Genomic DNA, 24,129 nt, shown 5'->3' with positions numbered 1-24,129 from the left:
TCCGGACCAGGCTGCGCCCCCTGATTCAAAGCCTTTCCTGGGAGCTTGGCAATGTGCGGTATCGTCGGTGTGGTTTCAGCCACGCCTGTCAACCAATTGATTTACGACAGCCTGCTGTTGTTGCAACATCGCGGACAGGATGCTGCCGGCATCGCCACCGCCAACGGCAGTACTTTCCACATGCACAAGGCCAACGGCCTGGTGCGCGATGTCTTCCGCACCCGCAATATGCGCAGCCTGCCGGGCGCCGCCGGTATCGGCCAGGTGCGCTATCCGACCGCCGGCTCGGCATCCAGCGAGGAAGAAGCGCAGCCGTTCTACGTGAACGCGCCCTATGGCGTGATCCTGGCGCATAACGGCAACCTGACCAACTGGGAGCAGCTGCGCGAGGAGATGTTCCGCCGCGACCGCCGCCACATCAACACGCATTCGGACACCGAAGTGCTGCTGAACGTGCTGGCCGACGAGCTGCAGCGCGCCAGCAACGGCATGGCGCTGGACCCCGACACCATCTTCACGGCGGTCAGCGGCCTGCACCGCCGCGTGCGCGGCTCGTACGCCATCGCCGCGCAGATCGCCGGCTACGGCATGCTGGCGGTGCGCGACCCGTTCGGCATCCGCCCGCTGTGCCTGGGCAGCGTCGAGACCCCCACCGGCAAGGAATGGATGGTGGCATCCGAGTCCGTGGCGCTGGAAGGCATCGGCTACAAGCTCGAGCGCGACGTGGCGCCGGGCGAGGCCATCTTCATCGACCTGGACGGCAAGCTCTACACCAAGCTGTGCGCCGAGAACGCGGTGCTGACGCCGTGCATTTTCGAGTACGTCTACCTGGCCCGCCCGGATTCGTGCATCGACGGCGTGCCGGTCTATGACGCGCGCCTGCGCATGGGCGACTACCTGGCCGAGAAGATCCGCCAGGAAGTGTCGGCCGGCGATATCGACGTGGTCATGCCGATTCCCGATTCCAGCCGTCCGGCCGCGATGCAGGTGGCCAACCGCCTGGGCGTGAACTACCGCGAAGGTTTCTTCAAGAACCGCTACGTCGGCCGCACCTTCATCATGCCTGGCCAGGCGGTGCGCAAGAAGTCGGTGCGCCAGAAGCTCAATGCCATGGGCGTGGAGTTCAAGGGCAAGAACGTGCTGATCGTCGATGACTCGATCGTGCGCGGCACCACCTCGTTCGAGATCGTGCAGATGGCGCGGGACGCCGGCGCCAACAAGGTGATCTTCGCCTCGGCCGCGCCGCCGGTGAAGTACCCCAACGTGTACGGCATCGACATGCCGACCCGCAGCGAGCTGGTGGCCCATAACCGCACCCACGAAGAGATCGCGAAGATCATCGGCGCGGACAAGCTGGTGTACCAGGACGTGGAAGCGATGAAGCAGGCCGTGCGCGACATCAACCCGGCGCTGAAGGACTTCGATGCTTCGTGCTTCGATGGCCGCTACATCACCGGCGATATCGACGAGGCCTACCTGAACCGCCTCGAAACGGCGCGCAGCCAGGCCGACCGCGACGGCACCAATGGCGACACCGAGCGCTCGCAACTGCACCTGCAGCGCTCCGGCGGCAACGAGTAAGCCGTGCCGCCGCTGTCCGCGCGTTGACGAATGAGGAGCCCGGCCGTAACATGGCCGGGCGTCGATTTGATAGTCAGCTTGCGGACGCGGGTCCAGCCCGAAACAGCTAAAGAGATGGCGGTCAGCAACGATTCCCGATGCGCAGTGCCTTCGCGGCGCAGCGATTTCCGGAAGCCGGCCGCCACAGCCTGAAGCCGAAGGCCATTCGCAGAACAGCAAGCCCGTCGATCCGACCACCCGATCGCACGGGCTTTTTTCATGGCCGCGCGCCGGCCCACCGGGCCGGCGCCGGCTCGTCGAAACCATCGCATTCGCGCGGGTACGACCGCGCCCCACCAGCATGAATGAACCGCTCAACCCCGAATCGCTCGGCATCGACACCCTCGGCGTGCGCGCCGGCACGCTGCGCAGCGAATTCATGGAGCACTCCGAGGCCATCTACCTGACCTCGAGCTTCTGCTTCCACAGCGCGGCCGAGGCCGCCGAACGCTTCGCCAACTCGGAAGAGGGCTTCACCTACTCGCGCTTCACCAACCCGACCGTGTCGATGTTCCAGTCGCGCCTGGCAGCGCTGGAAGGGGCGCAGGCCTGCATGGCGACCGCCTCGGGCATGAGCGCGATCCTGTCGGTGGTGCTGTCGTCGATGCAGGCGGGTGACCACCTGGTCAGCTCGCGCGCGATCTTCGGCTCGACCATGACGCTGTTCGGCAATATCTTCTCGAAGTTCGGCGTCGAGACCACCTTCGTCGACCCGAGCGACCTGAGCGCATGGCGCGCCGCGGTGCGCCCGAACACCAAGCTGTTCTTCCTGGAAACGCCGTCGAACCCGCTGACCGAAGTGGCCGATATCGCCGCCGTGGCCGACATCGCCCACGACGCCGGCGCACTGCTGGTGGTCGACAACTGCTTCTGTTCGCCGGCGCTGCAGCAGCCGATGAAGTTCGGCGCCGACATCGTGGTGCATTCGGCCACCAAGCATATCGACGGCCAGGGCCGCGTGCTGGGCGGCGCGGTGCTGGGCACGCACGACTTCATCATGGGCAAGGTGTTCCCGTTCGTTCGCACCGCCGGCCCGACGCTGTCGGCGTTCAACGCCTGGGTGCTGCTCAAGGGCATGGAGACGCTGGCGATCCGCATGGAACGCCATTCGGCCAGCGCGCTGGCGCTGGCGCAGTTCCTGGAATCGCATCCGGCGGTGGCGCGCGTGTTCCACCCGGCGCTGAAGTCGCACCCTCAGCACGAGATCGCCATGCGCCAGCAAAGCGGCGGCGGCGCGATCGTGTCGTTCGAGCTGAAGGGCGCCACGCCCGAGCAGCAGCGCGCCAATGCCTGGCGCGTGATCGACAACACCCGGCTGTGCTCGATCACCGGCAACCTGGGCGACACCCGCACCACCATCACGCACCCGTACACCACCACGCACGCGCGCGTGAGCCCCGAGGCCAAGGCGGCCGCGGGCGTGGGTGAAGGGCTGATCCGGCTGGCGGTGGGGCTGGAGTCGGTCGAGGACCTGAAGGCCGACCTGCTGCGCGGCCTGGGCGACTGAGGGTCTATTGCGCCGGCTGCGCTGGTTGTGGCGACGGGGGCGGCGCGGGTTCGTCGCTGCCGGCCACGGCCTTCACGCCTGCGGCCGTGACGTCGTAGGTGGTGCTGACCGCGGTCGTTGCCACGCTGACGGCGGCCGATCCGACGGTAGCGACCGTCGACACCGCGGCACTGCCCACCGCCATCACCATGCACCCGGCCAGTGACGCCGTGGCACATGCGGCCGCCAGCGCCAGGACGGTGCGCTGCAAGGTGGCGGAATCTCCGCTATCGTTGCGCACGTTGCGACGCAATCCGAGAAATCGATATGGCATGGACACTGCTGGCCCTGGCAGGGCTGTTCGAGGTGGTGTGGGCGATCGGGCTGAAGTACACCGAAGGTTTTACGCGGCTGGTGCCCAGCGTTATCACGCTGATCGGCATGGCCATCAGCGTGGTGCTGCTGGCGCTGGCGCTGCGGCATATCCCGGTCGGGACCGGCTATGCGGTCTGGACCGGGATTGGCGCGGTCGGCACCGCGATCCTCGGCATCATACTCTTCAATGAGCCCGCCACCGCGGCGCGGCTGGCCTGCATCGGCCTGATCGTGTGCGGGATTGCCGGGCTCAAGCTGGTGGGCAGCGCCTGAGGGCCCGGCATGCGGCAGCCTTAGCGCAGCAGCCGGCGGCGCAGCAGCACCAGGCACACTACCAGCGCCACCACTGCATAGGCGCCCAGTACCGCCAGGTGCAGGCCGACATCCTCCGACGGACGGCCCAGCATCAGCGGCCGGATCAGCGCCACCGCATGAGCCAGCGGCAGTACCTTGGTGGCTGCCTGCACGCCTTCGGGCAACTGTTCCAGCGGGAAGAACACGCCCGACAGCAGCAGCATCGGCGTCATCACCAGGGTCTGGTAGAACATGAAGAAATCGTAGCTGGGCGCCAGCGCGGTGACGATCATCGCCAGCGCCGCAAAGGCAATGCCGGCCAGCACGATCACCGGCAGCGCCAGCAGCGCGCCGGGCATCTGCGCATAGCCGAGCGCGCCCGCCACCAGCATGATGGCCAGCCCGGACAGCACCGCCTTGCTGGCCGCCCACGCAATCTCGCCCAGCACCACGTCGCCCAGCGTCAGCGGGGCATGCATGATCGCCTCCCAGGTGCGCTGCACGTGCATGCGCGAGAACGCGGAATACATCGACTCGAAGCTGGCCGACATCATCACGCTGGATGCGGTGGTGCCGGCGGCCAGGAAGGCGATATACGACACGCCGTCGACCTGGCCCACCATCAGCCCCAGCCCGAGGCCGAGGCCGAACAGGTAGATCATCGGGTCGGCGAGGTTGCCGATCATCGACGGGATGGCCAGCTTCTTCCACACCATGTAGTTGCGGTACCAGACCATCATCCAGTTGCGCAGGTTGCGCGGCAGCAGCGGCTGCGGATAGCGCTGGCGCGGCGTCGCGGCGGCGTGGCCGCCGGCGGCCGCGGGGGCAGTGGTGGTATCCGCGCGGGGATCCTGTTCGCTCATGTCAGTCCCTCGGTTCAGTCCCGCATCTCGCGGCCGGTCAGCTTGAGGAACACGTCCTCCAGGTTGGCCGGGCGGTGCAGGTAGCGCACGCCGTTCCTGCCGTGCAGTGCCGCCAGCAGCGGGGCGGGTTCGCGCACATAGCAGAACAGCGTCTCGCCGCTCATTTCAGTACGTTGCGCCAGCGGCGTCAGGCTGCCGCGCAGCGTGTCCAGTTCATCGCCATAGACCTCGACCACGTCGCAGCCGATCTGGCTGTCGATCAGCTCGTGCGGCTTGCCTTCGGCAATCTTGCGCCCGCCGTCGATCACGCACAGGTAGTTGCACAGCCGCTCGGCCTCTTCCATGAAGTGCGTGGTCAGCAGGATGGTCTTGCCGCTGGCCATCAGCGACTTCAGGCGCTCCCAGATCAGGTGGCGCGCCTGCGGGTCCAGGCCGGTGGTGGGCTCGTCCATCACCAGCAGGTCGGGGTCGTTGATCAGTGCGCGCGCCACGGTCAGGCGCCGGCGCATGCCGCCGGAGAGGTCGCGCACCTGGGCATCGGCGCGGTTTTCCAGCCGGGCGAATTCCAGCAGCATCGGCACGCGCCGTTCGATCTCGGCCGACGACAGCCCGAAGTAGCGCCCGAAGATGCGCAGGTTCTCGATCACCGAGAAATCCGGGTCGAGGTTGTCGAACTGCGGCACCACGCCCACGCGCGTGCGCGCCTGCGGCGCGCGCTCGGGGATGGGCTCACCGCACAGCGTGAGCGTGCCGGCCATGGGCGTGGTCAGGCCCAGCAGCAGGCGCAGCGTGGTGGTCTTGCCGGCGCCGTTGGGGCCCAGCAGGCCGAAGCACTGGCCGCGAAATACCTGGAGATCGAGGTCGTCGACCACGACCGTGTCGCCGTATTGCTTGCGCACCTTGCGCAACTCTAGGATGGCAGTCAAGGCAGGGTCCGGTGTGGCGCCGCACGGGCGCAATATCCGCCATTATGCCGGTCATCGGCGCAATGCTCAGGTGGCGCAGTGCAGCAAAAGCCGCGGCGGCAAGGCGCAGCGGGGGCTGGCCTGCGCGCGAGGCATAAAAAAACCGCCAGCGAACTGGCGGTTTTTTATGCCCGGCGGTGCCAGGCGGCGAAGCGTACCGGATCAGTACATCTTCTTCGGCAGCATCTGCATGCGCAGGCGCTTGCGCAGACGTGCTTCGGCGGCCTTCTTCTTGCGCTTGCGCTCGGTCGTCGGCTTCTCGTAAGCGGTGCGGCTCTTGAGTTCAACGATCAGGCCAGTCTGCAGAATGGCGCGACGGAAGCGCCGCATTGCAACTTCAACGGGCTCACCGGGTTTCAAGACGATCTTAGTCAATTCAGTCCTTTAGGGGATTGCCGCAAGGAGCGGCTGGTTCACACGGGGGGAAACTGCGGTCGCCGGAGCGACTGGTATTGCACGCCGGGCTAATGCCCTGGTGCGCCCCCGCGAACCTGAAAGATGTGGACGTTTCAGTCCGTGCAACCAGTGTCAGGGGTGATAGCGCCAGGTCCTATACAACTGGAGCCTGACAGTACCGGTTTCCATGAATGCTATACGCCCGTAACTATGGCATGTATACGACTGCACTGTCAAGAATGTAGTGCAATGCGCGCGCGGGGCGTTTCATCGGAAATCGCTATTAGTCTGCCTTGGCGCACTTTAGGCCGGCGCCTGCGTGGCACAATCTGGCTGCGCCCCCGCCGCTGCGAGGCAAGCGCGCCCACCATGCCTGAGCCGCGCCAACCCGACGATCCCCGCCCCGACCCCGACCACCTGCTGCAGCGCATGCAGGCGGCCGGCGCACGCGCCGCGCGCGGGCGCCTGCGCATTTATTTCGGCGCTTCGGCCGGCGTCGGCAAGACCTTCGCCATGCTGGCGGCGGCGCGCGCGCTGCGCGAGCAGGGCGGCGACGTGGTGGTGGGCGTGGTCGAAACCCATGGCCGCGCCGAGACCGAGGCACTGGCCGAAGGCATCGAGCGCGTGCCGCTGCGCCGCGTCGACTACCGCGGCCGCACGCTGCAGGAATTCGATCTCGATGCCGCCCTCGCGCACCGCCCCGCGCTGATCCTGGTGGATGAGCTGGCGCACAGCAACGCGCCCGGCAGCCGCCACCCCAAGCGCTGGCAGGACATCGCCGAGCTGCTGTCGGCCGGCATCGATGTCTGGACCACGGTCAACGTCCAGCACCTGGACAGCCTGAACCAGGCGGTGGCCGGCATCACCGGCCTCCGCGTGCGCGAGACCGTGCCCGACGCGGTCTTCGACGATGCCGGCGAGGTGGTGCTGGTCGACCTGCCCGCCGACGAGCTGCTGTGCCGCCTGCGCGAAGGGCGCGTGTACGTGCCCGAGCAGGCCCGCCATGCCGTGCAGCATTTCTTCCGCAAGGGCAACCTGATTGCGCTGCGCGAGCTGGCGCTGCGCCGCACTGCCGACCGCGTCGACGACGACGTGCGCGCCTACCGGCAGGAAGCCTCGATCGAACCGGTCTGGCGCACGCGTGAAGCGGTGCTGGCCTGCGTCGGCCACGGCAGCGATGCCGCGCAGGTGGTGCGCAGCGCGCGCCGGCTGGCCGGGCAGCTCGATTGCGACTGCCATGTGGTGACGGTGTCGGTGCCGCGCCTGGCACCCGTGCCCGACGCCCAGCGCGAGCAGCTCGACCAGGCCATGCGGCTGGCCGAGGCGCTGGGCGCGCGTACCGAAACGCTGGCCGGCAGCGACATGGTGGCGGCGGTGGCCGGCTATGTGCGGCGGCACAACCTGACCAAGGTATTGATCGGCCGCACGCCGGCGCGCTGGGCCGATGGCGGGGCTTCATTGTCCGGCCGCATGCACGCGCTGATGGCGCGCGCGCTGGCGCCATGGCTGGGCGCGCGCGCGTGGCTGTTCGGGCGCACCAGTTTTGCCGATGCGCTGGCTGCGGCGTGTCCCGAGATCGACGTGATCCGCGTGGCGGCCGACAGCGTCCGGCAGGACACCTCCGGTGATGCGCCCATGCTGCCCGGCACCGAGCCGCCGCGGGCAGAAGCCGCGCCTGCGCAGTGGCCGGGCCTGCTGTGGGCGGTGGCCTGGTGCGCCGGCGCCACCGCGCTGTCGGCGCTGGCGCGGCCTTGGTTCGACCTGGTCAATATCGCCATGCTGTTCCTGCTGGCGGTGGCCGGCGTGGCGCTGCGCCACGGACGCGCGGCAGGGGCGTTCGCCTCGCTGGTGGCGGTGGGGGCGTTTGATTTCTTCTTCGTGCCGCCGCAGCTGTCGTTTGCGGTCAGCGACGTGCAATACCTCGTGACCTTCCTGGTGATGCTGGCAGTCGGGCTGGTGATCGGCCAACTGACGGCCGGCCTGCGCGAGCAGGCCCAGGTATCGGTGCAGCGCGAGACCGATGCGCGCACGCTGTACGAGCTGGCGCGCGAGCTGTCGGCGGCGCTGACCGACGCGCAGATCGTCGGCATTGGCAGCCGCTTCCTGCGCGCGGCGTTCGATGCGCGTGCCGCGTTTTTCCTGGTCGGCGCGGACGGCCGGCTGCTGCCCGCGGCCACGGATCCCGAGGCCGGCCGTGCGGCACAGAGCGATGCCGTCGACCACGTGTTGGCGCAATGGGTCTTCAACCACGGCCAGCCGGCCGGCACCGGCACCGACACGCTGCCTTCCGGCACGGTGCTGTACCTGCCGCTGAAGGCGCCGATGCAGGTGCGCGGCGTACTGGCGGTGGAGCCGCGCGCCTGGCGCGCGTTTGCGCAGCCCGCGCTGCGGCGCCAGGCCGATGTCTTTGCCACGCTGATCGCGATTGCGATCGAGCGGCTGCACTATGTCGAGGTGGCGCAGCAGGCGCTGCTGACGATGGAGTCCGAGCGCCTGCGCAGCTCGCTGCTGGCCGCGGTGTCGCATGACCTGCGCACGCCGCTGACCAGCCTGATCGGCATGGCCGAGACCCTGCAGCGCGGCACGATGCCGCTGGCGCCGGAGGTGGCCGAGACCGTCGGCGCCATGCGCGACCAGGCGCGCCGCATGCACGCGATGGTGGCCAACCTGCTCGACATGGCGCGGCTGCAAAGCCGCAGTGTGGCGCTGCGCAAGGAATGGCAGTCGTTCGAAGAACTGGCCGGCGCGGCGCTGGCGTCGCTGCGCGATGCGCTGGCGCGGCACCGCGTGGTGGTGGCCGACCTGTCGGCGCTGCCGCTGGTGGCATGCGATGGCGTGCTGATGGAGCGCGTGCTGTGCAACCTGCTGGAGAATGCGGCCAAGTACACCGCGCCGGGCACCGAGATCCGCGTGCGCGGCGAGCTCTCCGATGACGCCGTGCACCTGGTCGTCGAGGACGACGGCCCCGGCGTGCCGGCGGCGATGGCGCGGAAGGTGTTCGAGAAATTCACCCGCGGCGAGCGCGAGTCCGCCACCAGCGGGGTGGGCCTGGGGCTGGCCGTGTGCGAGGCCATCGTGCAGGCGCACGGCGGCAGCATCCGCGTCGAGCCGGTGCATGCTCGGGCGCAGGGCGAAGGCACCGGCGCGCGCTTCGTGGTCACGCTGCCGCGCGGCAACCCTCCAGTGCTGGAACCGGAAGCGGCCGGCTTGCCGGCCTGAACCCGACAACCTTTCAAGGATCCGACGCGTCATGCCATTCGAGTTTTCGCCCACGGTGCTGCTGGTGGAAGACGAGCCCCATATCCGCCGCTTCGTGCGCGCGGCGCTGCAGGACGAGGGCTGCACCGTGCACGAGGCCGAGTCGCTGCAGCGCGGACTGATCGAGGCCGGCACGCGCCAGCCGGACCTGGTGATCCTGGACCTGGGGCTGCCGGATGGCGACGGCGTATCGATGATCGGCGACCTGCGCACCTGGACCGAAGTGCCGGTGCTGGTGCTGTCGGCGCGCACCGGCGAGGCCGAGAAGATCCGCGCGCTCGACGCCGGCGCCGACGACTACCTGACCAAGCCCTTCGGCGTGGGCGAGCTGGTGGCGCGCCTGCGCGTGCTGCTGCGCCGCCATGTGCGTGCCGGCGCGCAGGGGCGGGCGCAGGTGGCGTTCGGCGAGATCGCCGTGGACCTGGCCAACCGCCAGATCACGCGCGCGGGGGAGCCGGTGCACCTGACGCCGATCGAGTTCCGGCTGCTGGCCGTGCTGCTGGCGCATCGCGGCAAGGTCATGACCCACCGCGAACTGCTGCGCGAGGTGTGGGGGCCGGCGCATGCCGACAGCAGCCAGTATCTGCGCGTCTACATGGGGCACCTGCGGCACAAGCTGGAAGCCGACCCGGCCCAGCCTGCCTACCTGCTGACCGAGATTGGGGTGGGCTACCGCTTCGCCGGCTGAATCGCCAGGTAACTCAAAGAAGCACTTTTTTGCCGATCACGCGCCGCGTGAAGATGGCGCTCGCCCCTCGCATCCACTCCCGGTAAACCCGCAACGACGTCGAAATCATTTGACGGGTAAATTCAACAGGATAAACTAATATTCATAGATATGAATTAAGGCAGGAGCGCCGCATGCACGACCAACCCGTCTATTTCATCTCGACCGACGAGGTCGAGGGCTACCACCCCGCCAACCATGTCGGCACCCTCAACCGCCGGCTGATCGGCCCCGAGACCGTCGGATCGCGGCACCTGGAAGTGATCCACGGCACCATCGAGAAGGGCAAGGGCGCGCTGCCGCATGCGCATCCCGGCATCGAGCAGGTCTGCTACGTGCTCGAAGGCCGCGCCGTGGCCGAGGTCGGCGGCCAGCGCAAGGAACTGGGCCCTGGCGACTGCTGCTTCTTCCCGCCGGACCAGATGCATGTGTTCACCGTGGTCAGCGACGAGCCGGCCAAAATTCTGGTCATCTATTCCCCGCCATATGAGGAATCCCCCGAGCGCGTGATACGGCCCGCATAAGACGCGGCTGCTCACGGCAAGGGATTGAACAACTACAGGAGACAACCACCGTGAAGTCCTTCAGGAATGCCTTTGCCAGCCTGGTGCTCGGGTGCACCGCGGCGCTGGCCGCCACCCCGGCGCTGTCGGCCGATGAATTCCCGTCCAGGCCGCTGCGCCTGGTGGTGCCGTTCGCTGCCGGCAGCGGCACCGATGCCGTGGCCCGCCTGACCGCCAAATACCTGGGCGAGGCGCTGCAGCAGCCGGTGGTGGTGGATAACAAGCCCGGCGCCAACGGCACCATTGCCGCCGAGTTCGTGGCCAAGGCCCCGGCCGATGGCTACACGCTGTTCATGACCACCAACACCACGCATTCGGCCAACCCGTCGCTGATGAAGCAGCTGCGCTATGACCCGGTCAAGGATTTCACGCCGGTCTCGCGCATGGGCAACCTGCCGTTCATGCTGGTGGTCAATCCGGCGCTGCCGGTGAAGACGCTGCGTGAGTTCATCGACTATGCCAAGGCGCATCCGGGCCTGAGCTATGCCAGCGGCAACAGCACCGGCATCGTCTCGGGCGCCACGCTGTCGAAGATGGCCGGCCTGAACATGCTGCATGTGCCATACAAGAGCACGCCGCCGGCGATGACCGATGTGATGGGTGGCCAGGTGCAGGCGATGTTCGTCGACTTTGCCGCGGGCATCGCCAACGTGCGCGCCGGCAAGCTGCGCGCGCTGGCGGTGACCACCGCGCAGCGCAGCGCGCTGCTGCCCGACCTGCCGCCGCTGGCGAGCGTGCCGGAGCTGAAGGGTTTCGACGTGACCTCATGGAACGGCGTGTTCGCGCCGGCCGGGGTGCCGGCGCCGGTGGTGCAGCGGCTCAATCGTGAGCTGGTTGCCATCGCCACCAGCAAGCAGCATGCGCCGCAGTTCCACGCGCTGGGCTTCGAGCCGTTCGGCAGCACGCCGGCCGAGCTCAGCCAGTTTGTCGTGGCCGAGCTGCAGAAGTGGTCGCGGCTGGTGAAAGACGCTGGCATCCAGCCGGAATAGGCGCTCTTCGGGCAACCATCAGGCAACCAACAAGACAACGACATCAGGCAGGTAACGCTATGAATTTCGACCTCTCCGAAGAACAGGCATCCATCGTCGAGGCCGTGCAGCAGGTCTGCACGCAGTTCGACATGGAATACTGGGACCGCCTGGACAAGTCCGGCACCTATCCGCACGAGTTCTACAAGACGCTGTGCGAGGGCGGGTGGCTGGGCGTGGCGATGCCCGAGGCCTTCGGCGGCGCGGGCCTGGGCATCCTGGAGGCGGCGCTGGTGATGCAGACCATCTCGCAGTCGGGCGCTGGCATGACCGGCGCTTCGGCGGTGCATATGAATGTGTTCGGCCTGAACCCGGTGGTGGTGTTCGGCACCGACGAGCAGAAGGGCCGCTTCCTGCCGCCGCTGATCGCCGGCCAGGAGAAGGCCTGCTTCGGCGTGACAGAGCCCGACGCGGGCCTGGACACCACCAAGCTCAAGACCTTTGCGCGCAAGGTGCCGGGCGGCTATTCGGTGAGCGGGCGCAAGATCTGGATCTCGACCGCGCAGGTGGCCGACCGCATGCTGCTGCTGGCGCGCACCACGCCGCTGGAGTCGGTGAAGAAGTCGACCGAAGGGCTGTCGCTGTTCTACACCAAAGTCGACCGCAGCAAGATCGAGATTCGCGAGATCGACAAGATGGGCCGCGCCGCCGTCGATACCAACATGCTGTTTATCGACGACCTGTTCATCCCGGAGGAAGACCGCATCGGCGAAGAGGGTAGGGGCTTCGAATACATCCTGCACGGACTGAACCCGGAACGCATCCTGATCGCTGCCGAGGCCATCGGCCTGGGCCGCGCGGCGCTGGCCATCGCCACGCAGTACGCCAAGGAGCGCGTGGTGTTCGGCCGTCCCATCGGCATGAACCAGGGCGTGCAGCATCCGCTGGCGCAGGCCTGGATGCAGCTGGAGTCGGCCAACCTGATGATGCTCAAGGCCGCGGCGCGCTATGACGCCGGCCAGTCCTGCGGCGCCGAGGCCAACACGGCGAAGTACCTCGCCGCCGAGGCTGGCCATAACGCGTGCCAGACCGCGATCCTGACGCTGGGCGGCATGGGCTACTCGCGCGAGTACCGCGTCGAGCGGCTGCTGCGCGAGTCCTATATTCCGCGCATCGCGCCGGTCAGCCCGCAGCTGATCATGTGCTTTATCGCCGAGCGCGTGCTGGGTTTGCCCAAGTCGTACTGAGCGGGAGCGACGATGCCAAACGAGCAAGCGCAGGCAAGCGCGGCCACCGGGCCGCTGGCCGGCATCCGCGTGATCGACATGACCTCGGTCGCGATGGGCCCGTATGCCACCCAGATCCTCGGCGACATGGGCGCCGAAGTCATCAAGGTCGAGCCGCCCGCCGGCGATGTGTTCCGCCACGCCGAGCCGGCGCGGCACGCGGCCATGGGCGCCAGCTTCCTGAACCTGAACCGCAACAAGCAGTTCGTGGTGCTGGACGTGAAGCAGCCCGATGACCTCGCCGCGCTGAAAGCCCTGATCGCCACGGCCGATGTCTTTGTCTCCAACGTGCGGCCGCAGTCGCTGCGCAAGCTTGGGCTGGACTATGCGTCGCTGCGCGCGGACCATCCGCGGCTGATCTACTGCGGCGCTTATGGCTATTCGGAGGAGGGGCCCTACGCAGGCGCGCCGGCCTTCGACGACATCATCCAGGCGCGCAGCGGCATGGCGCAGTTCCAGGGTGCGAACTCGAACGAAGGCCCTCAGTACGTCAACACCATCCTGGCCGACAAGGTGGCCGGGCTGACCGTGGCCTACGCGATCCCGATGGCGCTGTACGAGCGCGAGCGTTCCGGCCAGGGCCAGGCCATCGAGGTGCCGATGTTCGAGACGCTGGTGTCTTTCCTGGCCGCGGAGCAGCTGGCCGGACAGACCTTTGTCCCATCGCTCGGGCAGGCCGGCTATCCGCGCGTGATGTCGGCGCACCGCAAGCCCTATCGCACGCGCGACGGACATATTGCGCTGCTGCCCTATACCAGCGCCCAATGGCTGCGTTTTTTCGATGTGTCAGGCCATGCGGAGCTGGCGCAGGATCGGCGCTATGCCACACCGGCCGCGCGCAGCGCCAATATCGACGCGCTCTACGCCACGCTGGCCGAGATCGTCGCGCAGCGCACCACGGCCGAATGGCTGGACCTGCTGCGTGATGCCGATATCCCGCACAGCGAAGTGCCGCATTTCGACAGCCTGGCCGACGACCCGCACCTGCGCGCCACCGGCATGATGTTCGAATACGACCATCCCAGCGAAGGCCGGCTGCGTGGCGTGGGCATCCCGACACGCTTCTCGCGCACGCCCGGCAATATCCGCAGCTGGCCGCAGGCGTTGCCCGGGCCAGGCGGCGCGGAGGGCGGCTGACACCCTTGCCGGCCGACTCCGCCGCGTACAATCCCGGCCAACAGATATTGAAGTCGAGGAAGCCAACGATGGCAGAACACGAACCGGCAGAAAAATCGGGTCACGCCAGCGTCAAGACCGCGCTGCGCGTGATCGAGATCATGGAGATCTATGCGCGCGAAGGGCGCTCGCTGACGCTGACCGAGCTGGCCAGGCTGCTGGGCGCGCCGATGTCGAGCTGCCTGGGGCTGATCCGCACGCTGGCCTCGCTCGGCTACCTGTACGAGACCGGCCGCCGCCAGGGCTACTACCCGACGCGCCGTCTGCTCGACATTGCCCAGCGCATCGCCCGCAACGACCCGCTGCTCGAACGCGTGCAGCCGGTGCTGGAATCGCTGCGCGACACCACCGGCGAAACCGTGATCTTCGGCAAGCTCCAGGATGACGGCCGCGTGCTGTACCTGGAGGTGCGGGAGTCCGGCAATCCGGTGCGCTATATCGCCGCGCCGGGCGAGCTGCGCGATGCGCACGTGAACTCGATCGGCCGCGCCATCCTTGGCACGATGCCGGCGGACAGCCGCGCCGAACTGCTGGCTGGCGTGTCGTTTGCCTCGCGCACGGGGCGCACGGTGGACTCGCTGCGCGTTTTCGAAGCCGCCATGCAGCAATGGCAGGCGCAAGGCTGGTATCCGAACTTTGGCGAGTCGTTTCCTGACCTCGGCGCGATCGCCATCCCGGTGGCCATTGGGGGCGTGACCTATGGCATGTCCGTGGCGGGGCCGCTGCATCGGATCGAGGCCAATGCCGACGCCATTGTCGTGGCGCTGAAGGCCGCTGGCGGTTCGCTGCAGGGATAAATGGGAGAGGGCAGGCGTTGCGGCGGCCCGCAGGCTGTCGTGACGGCTGTCGAGGGAGGACAAGATCGAAGCGCGTTGCGCGAACCGAAGCCCAAAACGAAAAAGCCCGGTGCGTTTGCACCGGGCTTCCGTATCGGTTGGCTCCCCGACCTGGGCTCGAACCAGGGACCTGCGGATTAACAGTCCGTCGCTCTACCGACTGAGCTATCGGGGAACAGCTGAGAAAGAGATTATAGCCAGTTTCTCTTTTCTTCGTCAACACCTTTTCGACATTTTGTTCTTGTCAGAAGGTCTCTGGAAGCTTCCGGCTTGCTGCCTGCCGTACGGTGCGAAGGGCATCTCTGCCGGCTTCGTGCCGCCGTGTCGAACAGCGAGGCCGCATTATAGCTACGGTTTTGGGTTTGTGCCAGAAAAAAACCGCCTCGCGGCGGTTTTTTTCTGCGGCACTCGCTCGGCTCAGTCGAACACCGGCGAATCCACGCCGAGGATCTTGTGCAGCTTCGGCGAGGTGGTGGTGTACTGCATGTGGATTTTCTTCTCGGGGAAGATATACGGCGCGGCACCGAACGCGGCCAGCGCGGCCTCGTGGAAGCCCGACAGGATCAGCTTCTTCTTGCCGGGGTAGGTGTTGATGTCGCCCACAGCGAAGATGCCCGGGATATTGGTCTCGAACTTCTCGGTGTCCACCTTGATCTGCTTGCGCTCCAGGTCCAGGCCCCATTCGGCGATCGGGCCGAGCTTGGGCGACAGGCCGAAGAACACCAGCAGGTCATCCACCGGCAGGCGGCGGGTCACGCCGTCGGCGCCCGTCACCTTGATCTCGGTGAGCACGCCGTCCTTCTCTTCATAGCCGCCGACCTGGCCGACCAGGAACTGCATTTCCATCTGTTCGCATAGTTCCTTCATCTTGGCGACCGAGGCCGGCGCGGCGCGGAAGCCGTCGCGGCGGTGGATCATCACCACCGACTCGGCCTTGCCGACCAGGTCCAGCGTCCAGTCCAGCGCCGAGTCACCGCCGCCGATGATCACCAGGTTGCGGCCATGGAAGCGGCTCGGGTCCTTGACGCGGTAGAACAGCTGCTTGCCGTCGAACTTGTCGATGCCCTCGACCTTCAGCGTGCGTGGCTGGAACGAACCCACGCCCGCGGCGATAAAGATGGTCTTGGTGATGAAGCGGGTTCCGAGCGAGGTCTCGACGAAGAAGCGGCCGTCTTCGCGGCGCTCCACGACGGCGACTTCCTGGCCCAGGTGGAAGGTGGGCTCGAACGGCTCGATCTGCTTGAGCAGGTTGTCGGTCAGTTCCTGGCCGGTGCAGATGGGCACCGCCGGGATGTCGTAGATGGGCTTGTCCGGATAGAGCTCCACGCACTGGCCGCCGACCACCTTCAGGGAATCGATGACATGTGCCTTGATTTCGAGCAGGCCCAGTTCAAAGACCTGGAACAGGCCCACCGGGCCGGCACCGACGATCAGCGCATCGATCTCCTGCGGCTGGCCGCCTGCAGGGCTGCCGCCGTCGACCTGCTTGGTCGTGTCGGCGACGGGATTTGGAATGCTCAAGTCCATATTCGTCCTGATACGTTTGCGTGGGCCGCTTGTGCCCGGTGTTGCGGAAAGCGCGTGGGGACGGCTTTATTGTTCTGTCAGCGCTGCAGGTACTGCAGCTTGTCAGTGGCGTCCTTCCACTCCTCGGCCTCGGCCAGCGGGGCCTTGGTCTTGGTGATGGAGGGCCAGTTGCGGGCCAGCTCGGCGTTCAGGTCGATGAACTGCTGCTGGTCGCCCGGCACGTCTTCCTCGGCGTAAATGGCGTTCACCGGGCATTCGGCCACGCATACGGCGCAGTCGATGCACTCATCCGGGTCGATAGCCAGGAAGTTGGGGCCTTCGCGGAAACAATCGACCGGACACACGTCAACGCAGTCTGTGTAGCGGCAACGGATGCAGGATTCGGTGACAACGTGAGTCATTTCGGTTCCAGGAAAACAGGTCGGCTTTTAATGGGAAACTGTGGGGCCGCTTCTTGCCGGCGGACGCCGCATCCACCGCATGGTGCCGCATGGCAGCATGGGCTGGGCGAGCGCCGGCCGAGGCCTTTCGGAAAGCGATATTGTAGCCGAGGCTTCTGGCAAGAATAGCGGGTCTATATAGCCGGATCAGATAGTTTTCTTATTTCTTTATGTACTTTTGATTTAACGCATGGCGGCCAGCTGGCATGTCGGTCCGCCAGCGGGCATGATGAGGCCGCCAGCAGTCACTTGCATCCGTGCCGGGAGACCCGTATGCCACGCCAGACTTGCCTTGCCAGCCTGCGGCACCATGCCGCGATGCGCCGGAACGTCGCCCCCATTGCTGTGCTGCTGACGGCATTTCTGGCGCCGATCGGGTCGGTTGCCGCCCAGACCCTGGCCCAGTCGCCGGGAATGGCCGACAGCGTGGTGTCGCGCCTGGTGGCGTGGCGCGCGCGTACCGATGCGCCGGTCGCGCTGCCGGCGCTGACCGCGTTCGAGTGGGACCACTTCAGCGTGACCGATTCCCCCGCGGGCGATGCCATCGCCCATTGCGGCCGGGCCGGCCTGATGCCGTGCGGGCCGCAGTTGCAGCCGCAGCCGGGCGACCGGGTGCAGGTGCTGCGCTTCGAGCTCGCCGGGGCCCAGGTCTACACCGAGCGCATCATGGCCGGCGACGGCGCCTTTGCCGAGCCGCTGCCGCAGCGGGTGCCGCGCGCCGCCGCCACGCTGGTGTCGTGCCCCGGTACCGACGGCCGCCAGTTGTGGTGCCTGCAGGGCAGGGCCAGGGGCAGGGAGGCGCCGCGGCAGCCACAGCCCTTCCTCGATGGTGGCTGAGCGGCAAGAGTGGCCGGGTGCGGCCAGACTTCGGTTAGCATGACGTACTACCCGGCATCGCCGTCTGGCCCGCTATGATCATCCCGTCCCTGCTCGACACCGACCTGTACAAATTCACGATGATGCAGGTGGTGCTGCATCAGTTCCCGCAGGCGCAAGTGGAATACCGCTTCAAGTGCCGCAACGCGGGCGTCGATCTGACGCCCTATATCGATGAGATCCGCGCCGAGGTGGCACACCTGTGCCAGTTGCGCTTCACCGACGACGAGCTCGCCTACCTGCGCGGCCTGCGCTTTATCAAGAGCGATTTCGTCGACTTCCTCGGCCTGTTCCACCTGAACGAGAAATATGTCTCGGTGCGGCCGTCCCCGCAGGGCAACGGCGAGATCGAGATCTCGATCATCGGCCCGTGGCTGCATACCATCCTGTTCGAAGTGCCGGTCCTGGCGATCGTCAACGAGGTCTATTTCCGCCGCACCCAGCCCAGGCCTGACCAGGCCGAAGGCCGCCGCCGGCTGGACCACAAGCTGGCCTTGCTGAAGACGCCCGAGCTGGCCGACTGCGTGATCGCTGACTACGGCACGCGCCGGCGCTTTTCGCGCGAATGGCAGGAAGAGGTGCTGCTGACCATGCGGCGCCTGCTCGGGCCGCAGCTGGCCGGCACCAGCAACGTCCACTTTGCCCGCCTGCACAATATGGTGCCGCTGGGCACGATGGCGCATGAATACCTGCAGGCCTGCCAGGCACTGGGCCCGCGGCTGCGCGATTCGCAGGTGTACGCGCTGGAGCGCTGGGCGCGCGAGTACCGCGGCGACCTGGGCATCGCGCTGTCGGATACCTACGGCTTCGATGCCTTCCTGCGCGACTTCGACCTGTATTTCTGCAAGCTCTTCGACGGCGTGCGCCATGATTCCGGCGACCCGATGCTGTGGGGCGAGCGCATGGTCGCCCACTATGCCGCCAACCGCGTCGACCCGCGCACCAAGACGCTGATCTTCAGCGACAGCCTCGACATCCCGCGCGTGATCGAGCTGTACGAGCGCTTCCATGGCCGCTGCCGGCTGGCCTTTGGCGTCGGCACCAACCTGACCAACGACCTTGGCTATACCCCGCTGCAGATCGTGATCAAGATGGTGTGCTGCAACGGGCAGCCGGTGGCCAAGCTGTCGGACACGCCGGAAAAGACCATGTGCGACGATCCCGGCTACCTGTCCTACCTGCGCCAGGTGTACTCGGTTCAGCCCGCGGCGTAGCAAAATTCAACACCTTGCGCCGGCCATCGCATGCTCTGCATGCGGCGGGCGCCACTATAATCGGCGCATCGCGCGTTCGCCGCGCTTTGCGCTTCTCCAGCCAGGCCTTATGGAAACCAACGACGCCCGCGACCGCATCTTTGCCCGCATCCGTGCTGCCCAGGGCAGGCCGACCCGGCCGAGCGCGGGCGAGCGCGAGGCCGTGGCCGACTACCTGGCGCGCCACCCGCAGGGCCCGCGCCCGGCGGTGGCCGCCGACCTGGCCGAGGCCTTCCTGACGCAGGCCCAGCGCATGGCCTCGACCGTCGACCGCGTGGCGAGGATGGACGAGGTGCCCGCCGCCACCGCGCGCTTTCTCGACAGCCTGAACCTGGTCCACCGTGCCGTGGCCTGGGATGCGCTGGGCCCGCTGCCGTGGCAGGCCGCGGGGCTGGCGGTGGAATGCCGACCGCCGGTGCGCGAGGTCGAGGCCGACCACGATCATGGCGACCTGGTCGGCATCACCGGCTGCTTCTGCGCGATTGCCGAGACCGGCTCGCTGATGCTGCTGTCGGGCCCGGCCACCTTTGCCTCGGCCGCGCTGCTGCCCGAGACCCACTTGGCGGTGGTGCCGCGCTCGCGCATCGTCGCCGGCCTGGAAGACGCCTTTGCGCTGGTACGCAGCGAGCGCGGCGAACTGCCGCGCGCCACCAATATCATCAGCGGGCCTTCGCGCACGGGCGATATCGAGCAGACCATCGTGCTCGGCGCCCATGGCCCGTACCGCGTGCATGTGATCCTGGTCGACGAGGCCTGAACCCGCGGCTTTTGCCGCACGGAATGCGATGCACCACCCATGCCGGAAGCTCCGGGGCAAGAGGTGCTTGAATTACACTTGCAGGCTTGCCTGCGTGCCGCGGCTTCGTGCCGGCGGTGTGCCAATGAATGCTGCATTCCCGAGGAGATCCTGCCTGATGCGACGTGCCTCCGTGCTGTTGCCGCTGCTGGCCGTGCTGGCCGCCTTTCCCGCCGTCGGCCGTGCCGCGGACCTTGACGGGGCGTCGCTGTCCTCGCTGTGGGGGCTGCCGTTCGCCGGCATCCTGCTGTCGATCGCGGTGTGGCCGCTGGTTGCACCCAAGTTCTGGCACCACCACTACGGCAAGATCGCCGCGGGCTGGGGGCTGCTGTTCCTGCTGCCGTTCGCGGCAGCGTTCGGCACGCATGCGGCCGCGGCCAGCGCGGTGCACGCGCTGCTGGCCGAGTACATCCCGTTCATCGTTCTGATCGCCTCGCTGTATATCGTGGCCGGCGGCATCTGCGTGCGCGGCAACCTGCACGGCACGCCCGGGCTCAATACCGGCATCCTGGCGCTGGGCACGCTGCTGGCCAGCTTCATGGGCACCACCGGCGCGGCCATGCTGCTGATCCGGCCGCTGCTGCGCGCCAATGACAACCGCCGCCACGTGGCGCACGTGGTGGTGTTCTTTATCTTCCTGGTGGCCAATGCCGGCGGCTCGCTGACGCCGCTGGGCGATCCGCCGCTGTTCCTGGGCTTCCTGAAAGGCGTGGACTTCTTCTGGACCATGCGCAACATCTTTCCGGAGACGGTCTTTATCTGCGTGGTGCTGCTGGGGCTGTTCTACCTGCTCGACCGTCACTACTACCGGAACAAGGAAGAGGAACTGCCGCCGCGCAGCGACCCCACGCCGGACTCGGGCGGCATCGCCATCGAGGGCAAGTTCAACTTCGTGCTGCTGCTCGCCGTGATCGGCCTGGTGCTGATGAGCGGGCTGTGGCAGCCGGGCATTTCGTTCGATGTCCTGGGCACCGAGGTGCCGCTGCAGGCCGCGGTACGCGATGCGCTGCTGGTGGTGGTGGCGGTGGTGTCGCTGCTGGTGACGCCGCAGACGGCGCGCACCGGCAATGAATTCAACTGGGAGCCGATCCTGGAGGTCGGCAAGCTCTTTGCCGGCATCTTCCTGACCATCATCCCGGTCATCGCCATGCTCAAGGCCGGCACCGACGGCGCCTTTTCCGGCGTGATCCGCGCGGTCAGCGACAGCAACGGCCAGCCGGTCGACAGCATGTACTTCTGGGCCACCGGCCTGCTGTCGTCGTTCCTGGACAACGCGCCGACCTACCTGGTGTTCTTCAACACCGCCGGCGGCGACGCGGCCACGCTGATGACGCGCGATGCCTCGACCCTGGCCGCGATCTCGGCCGGGGCCGTGTTCATGGGCGCCAATACCTATATCGGCAATGCCCCCAACCTGATGGTCAAGGCCATTGCCGAGAACCGCGGCGTGCGCATGCCGAGCTTCTTCGGCTACATGCTGTATTCGGGCATCTTCCTGATGCCGCTGTTCGTCATCATGACCTTCCTTTTCTTCCGAGTGTGATGCCATGAAGCCGTCTGTCCTGGTAACCCGCGCCATCTATCCCGAAGTCATCGCGCACCTGGCGCAGTATTTCGATGTCGACGACAACCAGCAGGACGCGGTGCTCGACGCCGCCGCGCTGAAGGCGCGCCTGGCGGGCAAGGCCGGCGTGCTGGCCAACGCCGCCGACCGCATCGACGGCGACGTGGTCGCCGCTCTGCCGGCGCTGCGCGCGGTGTGCAATATGGCGGTCGGCTACAACAACCTGGACGTGCCGGCGCTGACGGCCGCCGGCATCGTCGCCACCAATACGCCGGACGTGCTGACCGAGACCACCGCCGACTTCGGCTGGGCCCTGCTGATGGCCACCGCGCGCCGCGTGACCGAGGCCGAGCACTACCTGCGCGCCGGCAAGTGGCAGCGCTGGAGCTACGACATGCTGGTCGGCATGGACCTGTACGGAAGCACGCTCGGCATCCTCGGCATGGGCCGCATCGGCCAGGCGCTGGCGCGCCGCGCGAGCGGCTTTGGCATGAGCGTGCTGTACCACAACCGCAGCCAGCTGCCGGCGGACACCGAGCGCGCGCTCAACGCGCGCTATGTCAGCAAGGAAGACCTGCTGCGCCAGTCCGACCACCTGCTGCTGGTGCTGCCCTATGGCCCGCAGAGCCACCACGCCATCGGCGCCGCCGAGCTGGCACTGATGAAGCCGACCGCGACGCTGGTGAACCTGGCGCGCGGCGGCATCGTCGACGATGCCGCGCTGGCGCAGGCGCTGCGCGACAAGCGCATCTTCGGCGCCGGCCTGGATGTGTTCGAGGGCGAGCCCAGCGTCAATCCGGATCTGCTGACGGTGCCCAACGTCGTGCTCACGCCGCATATCGCCAGCGCCTCCGAGAAGACCCGCCGTGCGATGGCGATGCTGGCCGCCGACAACCTGATCGCCGCGCTCGACCAGGGCCCGCAGGCCGGCCATCCGCCCACCGTGATCAACCCCGACGTCATGTCGCGGCGCCGCTAAGCCTGCCATCCACCTGTTTCCTGCTGCATGACCCTGATTCCGTTCCTGACGCTGGCCGTGGCGCTGCTCGCGGTCGTCCTGCTGGTCATCGTCCTGCTGCGCCAGCAGGCTGCCTCGCCGGGGGCCGAGCTTGGCCGGCAACTGGCCGACATGCGCGCGGAAAGCGCGCGCGGCATGGAGCGGCTGGAGCGGGAGTTGCGCACCGACGTGGCCGACGCCGCGCGCGGCAGCCGCGACGAGTCGGCGCAGCAGATGCTGCGCTTCCAGCAGGCGCTGTCGTCGCAGCTGACGGGCATCGCCACGCTGCAGAACAACCAGATCGACACCTTCGCGCAGCAACTGGCCAAGCTGACCGAGACCAACACCCAGCAGCTCGAGCAGGTGCGCCAGCACCTGATGCTGCAGGCCCAGCAGGCGCGCGACGAGCAGGCCGGCACGCTGCGCCGCTTCGGCGACGGGCTGCAGCAGCAGCTGGCGCAGATGTCCGAAGCCAACGAGCGGCGCCTGGCCGAAGTGCGCGCCACGCTGGAGAAGAAGCTGCAGGACATCGAGGCCAACAACGCCGCCAAGCTTGAGGAAATGCGCCGCACTGTCGACGAGAAGTTGCATGCCACGCTGGAGCAGCGCCTGGGCGAGTCCTTCCGGCTGGTGTCGGACCGGCTCGAGCAGGTGCACCGCGGCCTGGGCGAGATGCAGGTGCTGGCGCAGGGCGTGGGCGACCTGAAGAAGGTGCTGACCAATGTGAAGTCGCGCGGAACCTGGGGCGAAGTCCAGCTGGAAATGCTGTTGGAGCAGATGCTGACGCCGGAGCAGTACGGCAAGAATGTCGAGACCGTGCGCAACTCGGGCGCGCGGGTGGAGTTCGCGATCCGGCTGCCGGGCAAGGCCGCGGGTGGCGACAATGCGCCGGTCTGGCTGCCGGTCGACGCCAAGTTTCCCAAGGAACAGTACGAGCGCCTGGTGGACGCGCAGGAGCGGGGCGACCCGAATGGCGTGCTCGCTTTTGGCCGCGAACTGGAAGTGGCGCTGCGGCGCGAGGCCCAGACCATCGCCGAGAAATACCTGTCGCCGCCCCAGACCACGGATTTCGCCATCCTGTTCCTGCCGACCGAGGGGTTGTACGCCGAGGTGCTGCGGCGTCCGGGCCTGACCGACCTGATGCAGCGCGACTACCGTGTGACCGTGGCCGGACCGACCACGCTGACCGCGCTGCTGAACAGCCTGCAGATGGGTTTCCGCACGCTGGCGCTGGAGAAGCGCTCAAGCGAGGTGTGGGAGGTGCTGGGCGCGGTCAAGACCGAGTTCGGCAAGTTCGGCGACGTGCTGGCCAAGACCCGCGATACGCTGGAACGCGCCGCGCGCAACATCGAGCAGGCCGAAGTGCGCACGCGCCAGATGGCGCGCAAGCTGCGTACGGTGGAAGCGCTGCCGGGCGAGGCCGCGCAGCAGGTGCTTGGCCTCAATGCAGCAGAAGCGGCGGACGCGCCGGAGGCCGCCGAAGACAACGGCGGCTGAACGCGCGGCAGGGAAGGGTCAGGGCAAGCCCCCGCGGGGGCTTGCGGATTGCTGCCGGCCTGGGCGCCGGCGCGCTGCTCAGCGCTCGTCTTCGGGCGCCAGTTCGCGCACGTGGACTTCAATGCCGCCGAAGCGGGCGGCCACCCAGTTGTAGGCCTTGCAGGCCAGCCACAGCAGGCCGAAGCCGATCAGCGCATTCAGGATGATTGCGCTGAAGACCGTGATGGCGGGCAGGTCACCGTAGCGGACGAAGGTGACAAACAGGCCCAGCGACACGATCGGCAGCGAGAAGCACAGGTAGACCAGCACCAGCGCGCGGGCGGTCTTGACGGGGTGGAGGTAGGCGATCTCCTGATTCATGACGGG

Annotated in this window: 23 protein-coding genes and 1 tRNA gene; 16 read left to right on the top strand and 8 right to left on the bottom strand. The window is 67.4% G+C overall.

The annotated features are described in order from the left end of the window. The first annotated feature begins 51 nt into the window (after positions 1 to 51). Together purF and AC3WON_RS14415 are read left to right on the top strand one after the other, a co-directional pair. The gene (purF, locus tag AC3WON_RS14420) at positions 52 to 1,581 is read left to right on the top strand and encodes an amidophosphoribosyltransferase (protein ID WP_013957403.1); all 1,530 of its coding nucleotides are present in this window, start codon (positions 52 to 54) and stop codon (positions 1,579 to 1,581) included. Between the two features lie 340 nt (positions 1,582 to 1,921). Continuing rightward, positions 1,922 to 3,127, top strand: coding sequence for an O-succinylhomoserine sulfhydrylase (locus AC3WON_RS14415; protein WP_492352067.1), 1,206 nt, complete (start codon positions 1,922 to 1,924; stop codon positions 3,125 to 3,127). Positions 3,128 to 3,131: 4 nt separating this feature from the next. Here the strand turns inward: AC3WON_RS14415 and AC3WON_RS14410 are convergent, their stop codons facing one another. Continuing rightward, on the bottom strand, positions 3,132 to 3,377 hold the full coding sequence (locus tag AC3WON_RS14410; RefSeq protein ID WP_340521393.1) for a hypothetical protein: 246 nt from the start codon (positions 3,375 to 3,377) through the stop codon (positions 3,132 to 3,134). A gap of 56 nt (positions 3,378 to 3,433) precedes the next feature. On the opposite strand from AC3WON_RS14410, the gene sugE reads away from it, so the two are divergent. After that, on the top strand, positions 3,434 to 3,754 hold the full coding sequence (sugE, locus tag AC3WON_RS14405) for a quaternary ammonium compound efflux SMR transporter SugE (protein ID WP_018309438.1): 321 nt from the start codon (positions 3,434 to 3,436) through the stop codon (positions 3,752 to 3,754). Between the two features lie 20 nt (positions 3,755 to 3,774). On the opposite strand, the gene AC3WON_RS14400 is transcribed toward sugE, so the two are convergent. The 3 genes from AC3WON_RS14400 to rpsU form a co-directional block, all read right to left on the bottom strand. Next, positions 3,775 to 4,638 (bottom strand): ABC transporter permease, encoded by an 864-nt coding sequence (locus AC3WON_RS14400; protein WP_492352066.1) that lies wholly within the window; start codon positions 4,636 to 4,638, stop codon positions 3,775 to 3,777. Between the two features lie 14 nt (positions 4,639 to 4,652). Then, on the bottom strand, positions 4,653 to 5,564 hold the full coding sequence (gene nodI, locus AC3WON_RS14395) for a nodulation factor ABC transporter ATP-binding protein NodI (protein WP_492352065.1): 912 nt from the start codon (positions 5,562 to 5,564) through the stop codon (positions 4,653 to 4,655). 201 nt (positions 5,565 to 5,765) lie between these two features. Next, entirely contained in the window at positions 5,766 to 5,978 is a 213-nt protein-coding gene (gene rpsU / locus AC3WON_RS14390) for a 30S ribosomal protein S21 (RefSeq protein ID WP_010814647.1), read from the bottom strand. Between the two features lie 390 nt (positions 5,979 to 6,368). Here rpsU and AC3WON_RS14385 point away from each other — a divergent pair, with 390 nt between their 5' ends. From AC3WON_RS14385 to AC3WON_RS14355, 7 genes are all read left to right on the top strand, one after another. Further along, positions 6,369 to 9,218 (top strand): DUF4118 domain-containing protein, encoded by a 2,850-nt coding sequence (locus AC3WON_RS14385; RefSeq protein ID WP_492352064.1) that lies wholly within the window; start codon positions 6,369 to 6,371, stop codon positions 9,216 to 9,218. A gap of 31 nt (positions 9,219 to 9,249) precedes the next feature. Next, positions 9,250 to 9,945 (top strand): two-component system response regulator KdpE, encoded by a 696-nt coding sequence (gene kdpE / locus AC3WON_RS14380; RefSeq protein ID WP_492352063.1) that lies wholly within the window; start codon positions 9,250 to 9,252, stop codon positions 9,943 to 9,945. Between the two features lie 173 nt (positions 9,946 to 10,118). Beyond that, positions 10,119 to 10,508 carry a cupin domain-containing protein gene (locus AC3WON_RS14375; RefSeq protein WP_492352062.1) on the top strand — a complete coding sequence of 130 codons (390 nt, stop codon included), beginning with the start codon at positions 10,119 to 10,121 and terminating at the stop codon, positions 10,506 to 10,508. A 50-nt stretch (positions 10,509 to 10,558) separates the two neighbouring features. After that, on the top strand, positions 10,559 to 11,536 hold the full coding sequence (locus tag AC3WON_RS14370) for a Bug family tripartite tricarboxylate transporter substrate binding protein (protein ID WP_013957395.1): 978 nt from the start codon (positions 10,559 to 10,561) through the stop codon (positions 11,534 to 11,536). Positions 11,537 to 11,595: 59 nt separating this feature from the next. After that, positions 11,596 to 12,762: an acyl-CoA dehydrogenase family protein gene (locus AC3WON_RS14365; RefSeq protein ID WP_010814652.1), complete on the top strand. Its 1,167-nt coding sequence runs from the start codon at positions 11,596 to 11,598 to the stop codon at positions 12,760 to 12,762. A 12-nt stretch (positions 12,763 to 12,774) separates the two neighbouring features. After that, positions 12,775 to 13,938, top strand: a complete 1,164-nt coding sequence (locus AC3WON_RS14360) for a CaiB/BaiF CoA transferase family protein (RefSeq protein WP_492352061.1) — start codon at positions 12,775 to 12,777, stop codon at positions 13,936 to 13,938. Between the two features lie 68 nt (positions 13,939 to 14,006). Further along, complete coding sequence (locus AC3WON_RS14355; RefSeq protein ID WP_492319842.1) at positions 14,007 to 14,774, top strand: IclR family transcriptional regulator; 768 nt, start codon at positions 14,007 to 14,009, stop codon at positions 14,772 to 14,774. A 138-nt stretch (positions 14,775 to 14,912) separates the two neighbouring features. Here the strand turns inward: AC3WON_RS14355 and AC3WON_RS14350 are convergent. The 3 genes from AC3WON_RS14350 to fdxA all read right to left on the bottom strand — a co-directional run bounded on the left by AC3WON_RS14350 (position 14,913) and on the right by fdxA (position 16,741). After that, a tRNA-Asn gene (locus tag AC3WON_RS14350) sits at positions 14,913 to 14,988 on the bottom strand. Between the two features lie 242 nt (positions 14,989 to 15,230). After that, the gene (locus AC3WON_RS14345; RefSeq protein ID WP_010814655.1) at positions 15,231 to 16,340 is read right to left on the bottom strand and encodes an NAD(P)/FAD-dependent oxidoreductase; all 1,110 of its coding nucleotides are present in this window, start codon (positions 16,338 to 16,340) and stop codon (positions 15,231 to 15,233) included. 77 nt (positions 16,341 to 16,417) lie between these two features. Then, positions 16,418 to 16,741, bottom strand: a complete 324-nt coding sequence (gene fdxA / locus AC3WON_RS14340) for a ferredoxin FdxA (RefSeq protein WP_010814656.1) — start codon at positions 16,739 to 16,741, stop codon at positions 16,418 to 16,420. A 312-nt stretch (positions 16,742 to 17,053) separates the two neighbouring features. On the opposite strand from fdxA, the gene AC3WON_RS14335 reads away from it, so the two are divergent. The 6 genes from AC3WON_RS14335 to AC3WON_RS14310 all read left to right on the top strand — a co-directional run bounded on the left by AC3WON_RS14335 (position 17,054) and on the right by AC3WON_RS14310 (position 23,763). After that, positions 17,054 to 17,617, top strand: coding sequence for a hypothetical protein (locus AC3WON_RS14335; RefSeq protein ID WP_492352060.1), 564 nt, complete (start codon positions 17,054 to 17,056; stop codon positions 17,615 to 17,617). A 74-nt stretch (positions 17,618 to 17,691) separates the two neighbouring features. Further along, the gene (gene pncB / locus AC3WON_RS14330) at positions 17,692 to 18,870 is read left to right on the top strand and encodes a nicotinate phosphoribosyltransferase (protein WP_492352059.1); all 1,179 of its coding nucleotides are present in this window, start codon (positions 17,692 to 17,694) and stop codon (positions 18,868 to 18,870) included. A gap of 109 nt (positions 18,871 to 18,979) precedes the next feature. Continuing rightward, positions 18,980 to 19,666, top strand: coding sequence for a LutC/YkgG family protein (locus AC3WON_RS14325; RefSeq protein ID WP_492319846.1), 687 nt, complete (start codon positions 18,980 to 18,982; stop codon positions 19,664 to 19,666). Between the two features lie 157 nt (positions 19,667 to 19,823). Beyond that, positions 19,824 to 21,248 carry a sodium:proton antiporter gene (locus AC3WON_RS14320; protein WP_492319847.1) on the top strand — a complete coding sequence of 475 codons (1,425 nt, stop codon included), beginning with the start codon at positions 19,824 to 19,826 and terminating at the stop codon, positions 21,246 to 21,248. A 4-nt stretch (positions 21,249 to 21,252) separates the two neighbouring features. Continuing rightward, positions 21,253 to 22,248: a 2-hydroxyacid dehydrogenase gene (locus AC3WON_RS14315; RefSeq protein WP_492319848.1), complete on the top strand. Its 996-nt coding sequence runs from the start codon at positions 21,253 to 21,255 to the stop codon at positions 22,246 to 22,248. A 27-nt stretch (positions 22,249 to 22,275) separates the two neighbouring features. Further along, a complete protein-coding gene (locus AC3WON_RS14310; protein ID WP_492352058.1) occupies positions 22,276 to 23,763 on the top strand; it encodes a DNA recombination protein RmuC in 1,488 nt (495 codons plus the stop codon). Between the two features lie 78 nt (positions 23,764 to 23,841). On the opposite strand, the gene AC3WON_RS14305 is transcribed toward AC3WON_RS14310, so the two are convergent. Continuing rightward, on the bottom strand, positions 23,842 to 24,123 hold the full coding sequence (locus tag AC3WON_RS14305) for a hypothetical protein (protein ID WP_010814663.1): 282 nt from the start codon (positions 24,121 to 24,123) through the stop codon (positions 23,842 to 23,844). Between the last annotated feature and the right edge of the window lie 6 nt (positions 24,124 to 24,129).

It is taken from the genome of Cupriavidus sp. FW305-46 (genome assembly GCF_058787075.1).
This window is presented reverse-complemented; position numbering and strand designations above follow the sequence as displayed.

Coding starts and splice junctions, on each gene's coding strand:
- AC3WON_RS14385 (WP_492352064.1), top strand. CDS start 6,369: ATGCCTGAGCCGCGCCAACCCGACGATCCCCGCCCCGACCCCGACCAC.
- AC3WON_RS14415 (WP_492352067.1), top strand. CDS start 1,922: ATGAATGAACCGCTCAACCCCGAATCGCTCGGCATCGACACCCTCGGC.
- AC3WON_RS14315 (WP_492319848.1), top strand. CDS start 21,253: ATGAAGCCGTCTGTCCTGGTAACCCGCGCCATCTATCCCGAAGTCATC.
- AC3WON_RS14400 (WP_492352066.1), bottom strand. CDS start 4,638: ATGAGCGAACAGGATCCCCGCGCGGATACCACCACTGCCCCCGCGGCC.
- fdxA (WP_010814656.1), bottom strand. CDS start 16,741: ATGACTCACGTTGTCACCGAATCCTGCATCCGTTGCCGCTACACAGAC.
- pncB (WP_492352059.1), top strand. CDS start 17,692: ATGATCATCCCGTCCCTGCTCGACACCGACCTGTACAAATTCACGATG.
- kdpE (WP_492352063.1), top strand. CDS start 9,250: ATGCCATTCGAGTTTTCGCCCACGGTGCTGCTGGTGGAAGACGAGCCC.
- AC3WON_RS14305 (WP_010814663.1), bottom strand. CDS start 24,123: ATGAATCAGGAGATCGCCTACCTCCACCCCGTCAAGACCGCCCGCGCG.
- AC3WON_RS14365 (WP_010814652.1), top strand. CDS start 11,596: ATGAATTTCGACCTCTCCGAAGAACAGGCATCCATCGTCGAGGCCGTG.
- purF (WP_013957403.1), top strand. CDS start 52: ATGTGCGGTATCGTCGGTGTGGTTTCAGCCACGCCTGTCAACCAATTG.
- AC3WON_RS14310 (WP_492352058.1), top strand. CDS start 22,276: ATGACCCTGATTCCGTTCCTGACGCTGGCCGTGGCGCTGCTCGCGGTC.
- AC3WON_RS14375 (WP_492352062.1), top strand. CDS start 10,119: ATGCACGACCAACCCGTCTATTTCATCTCGACCGACGAGGTCGAGGGC.
- AC3WON_RS14355 (WP_492319842.1), top strand. CDS start 14,007: ATGGCAGAACACGAACCGGCAGAAAAATCGGGTCACGCCAGCGTCAAG.
- AC3WON_RS14345 (WP_010814655.1), bottom strand. CDS start 16,340: ATGGACTTGAGCATTCCAAATCCCGTCGCCGACACGACCAAGCAGGTC.
- AC3WON_RS14320 (WP_492319847.1), top strand. CDS start 19,824: ATGCGACGTGCCTCCGTGCTGTTGCCGCTGCTGGCCGTGCTGGCCGCC.
- AC3WON_RS14335 (WP_492352060.1), top strand. CDS start 17,054: ATGCCACGCCAGACTTGCCTTGCCAGCCTGCGGCACCATGCCGCGATG.
- sugE (WP_018309438.1), top strand. CDS start 3,434: ATGGCATGGACACTGCTGGCCCTGGCAGGGCTGTTCGAGGTGGTGTGG.
- AC3WON_RS14360 (WP_492352061.1), top strand. CDS start 12,775: ATGCCAAACGAGCAAGCGCAGGCAAGCGCGGCCACCGGGCCGCTGGCC.
- AC3WON_RS14325 (WP_492319846.1), top strand. CDS start 18,980: ATGGAAACCAACGACGCCCGCGACCGCATCTTTGCCCGCATCCGTGCT.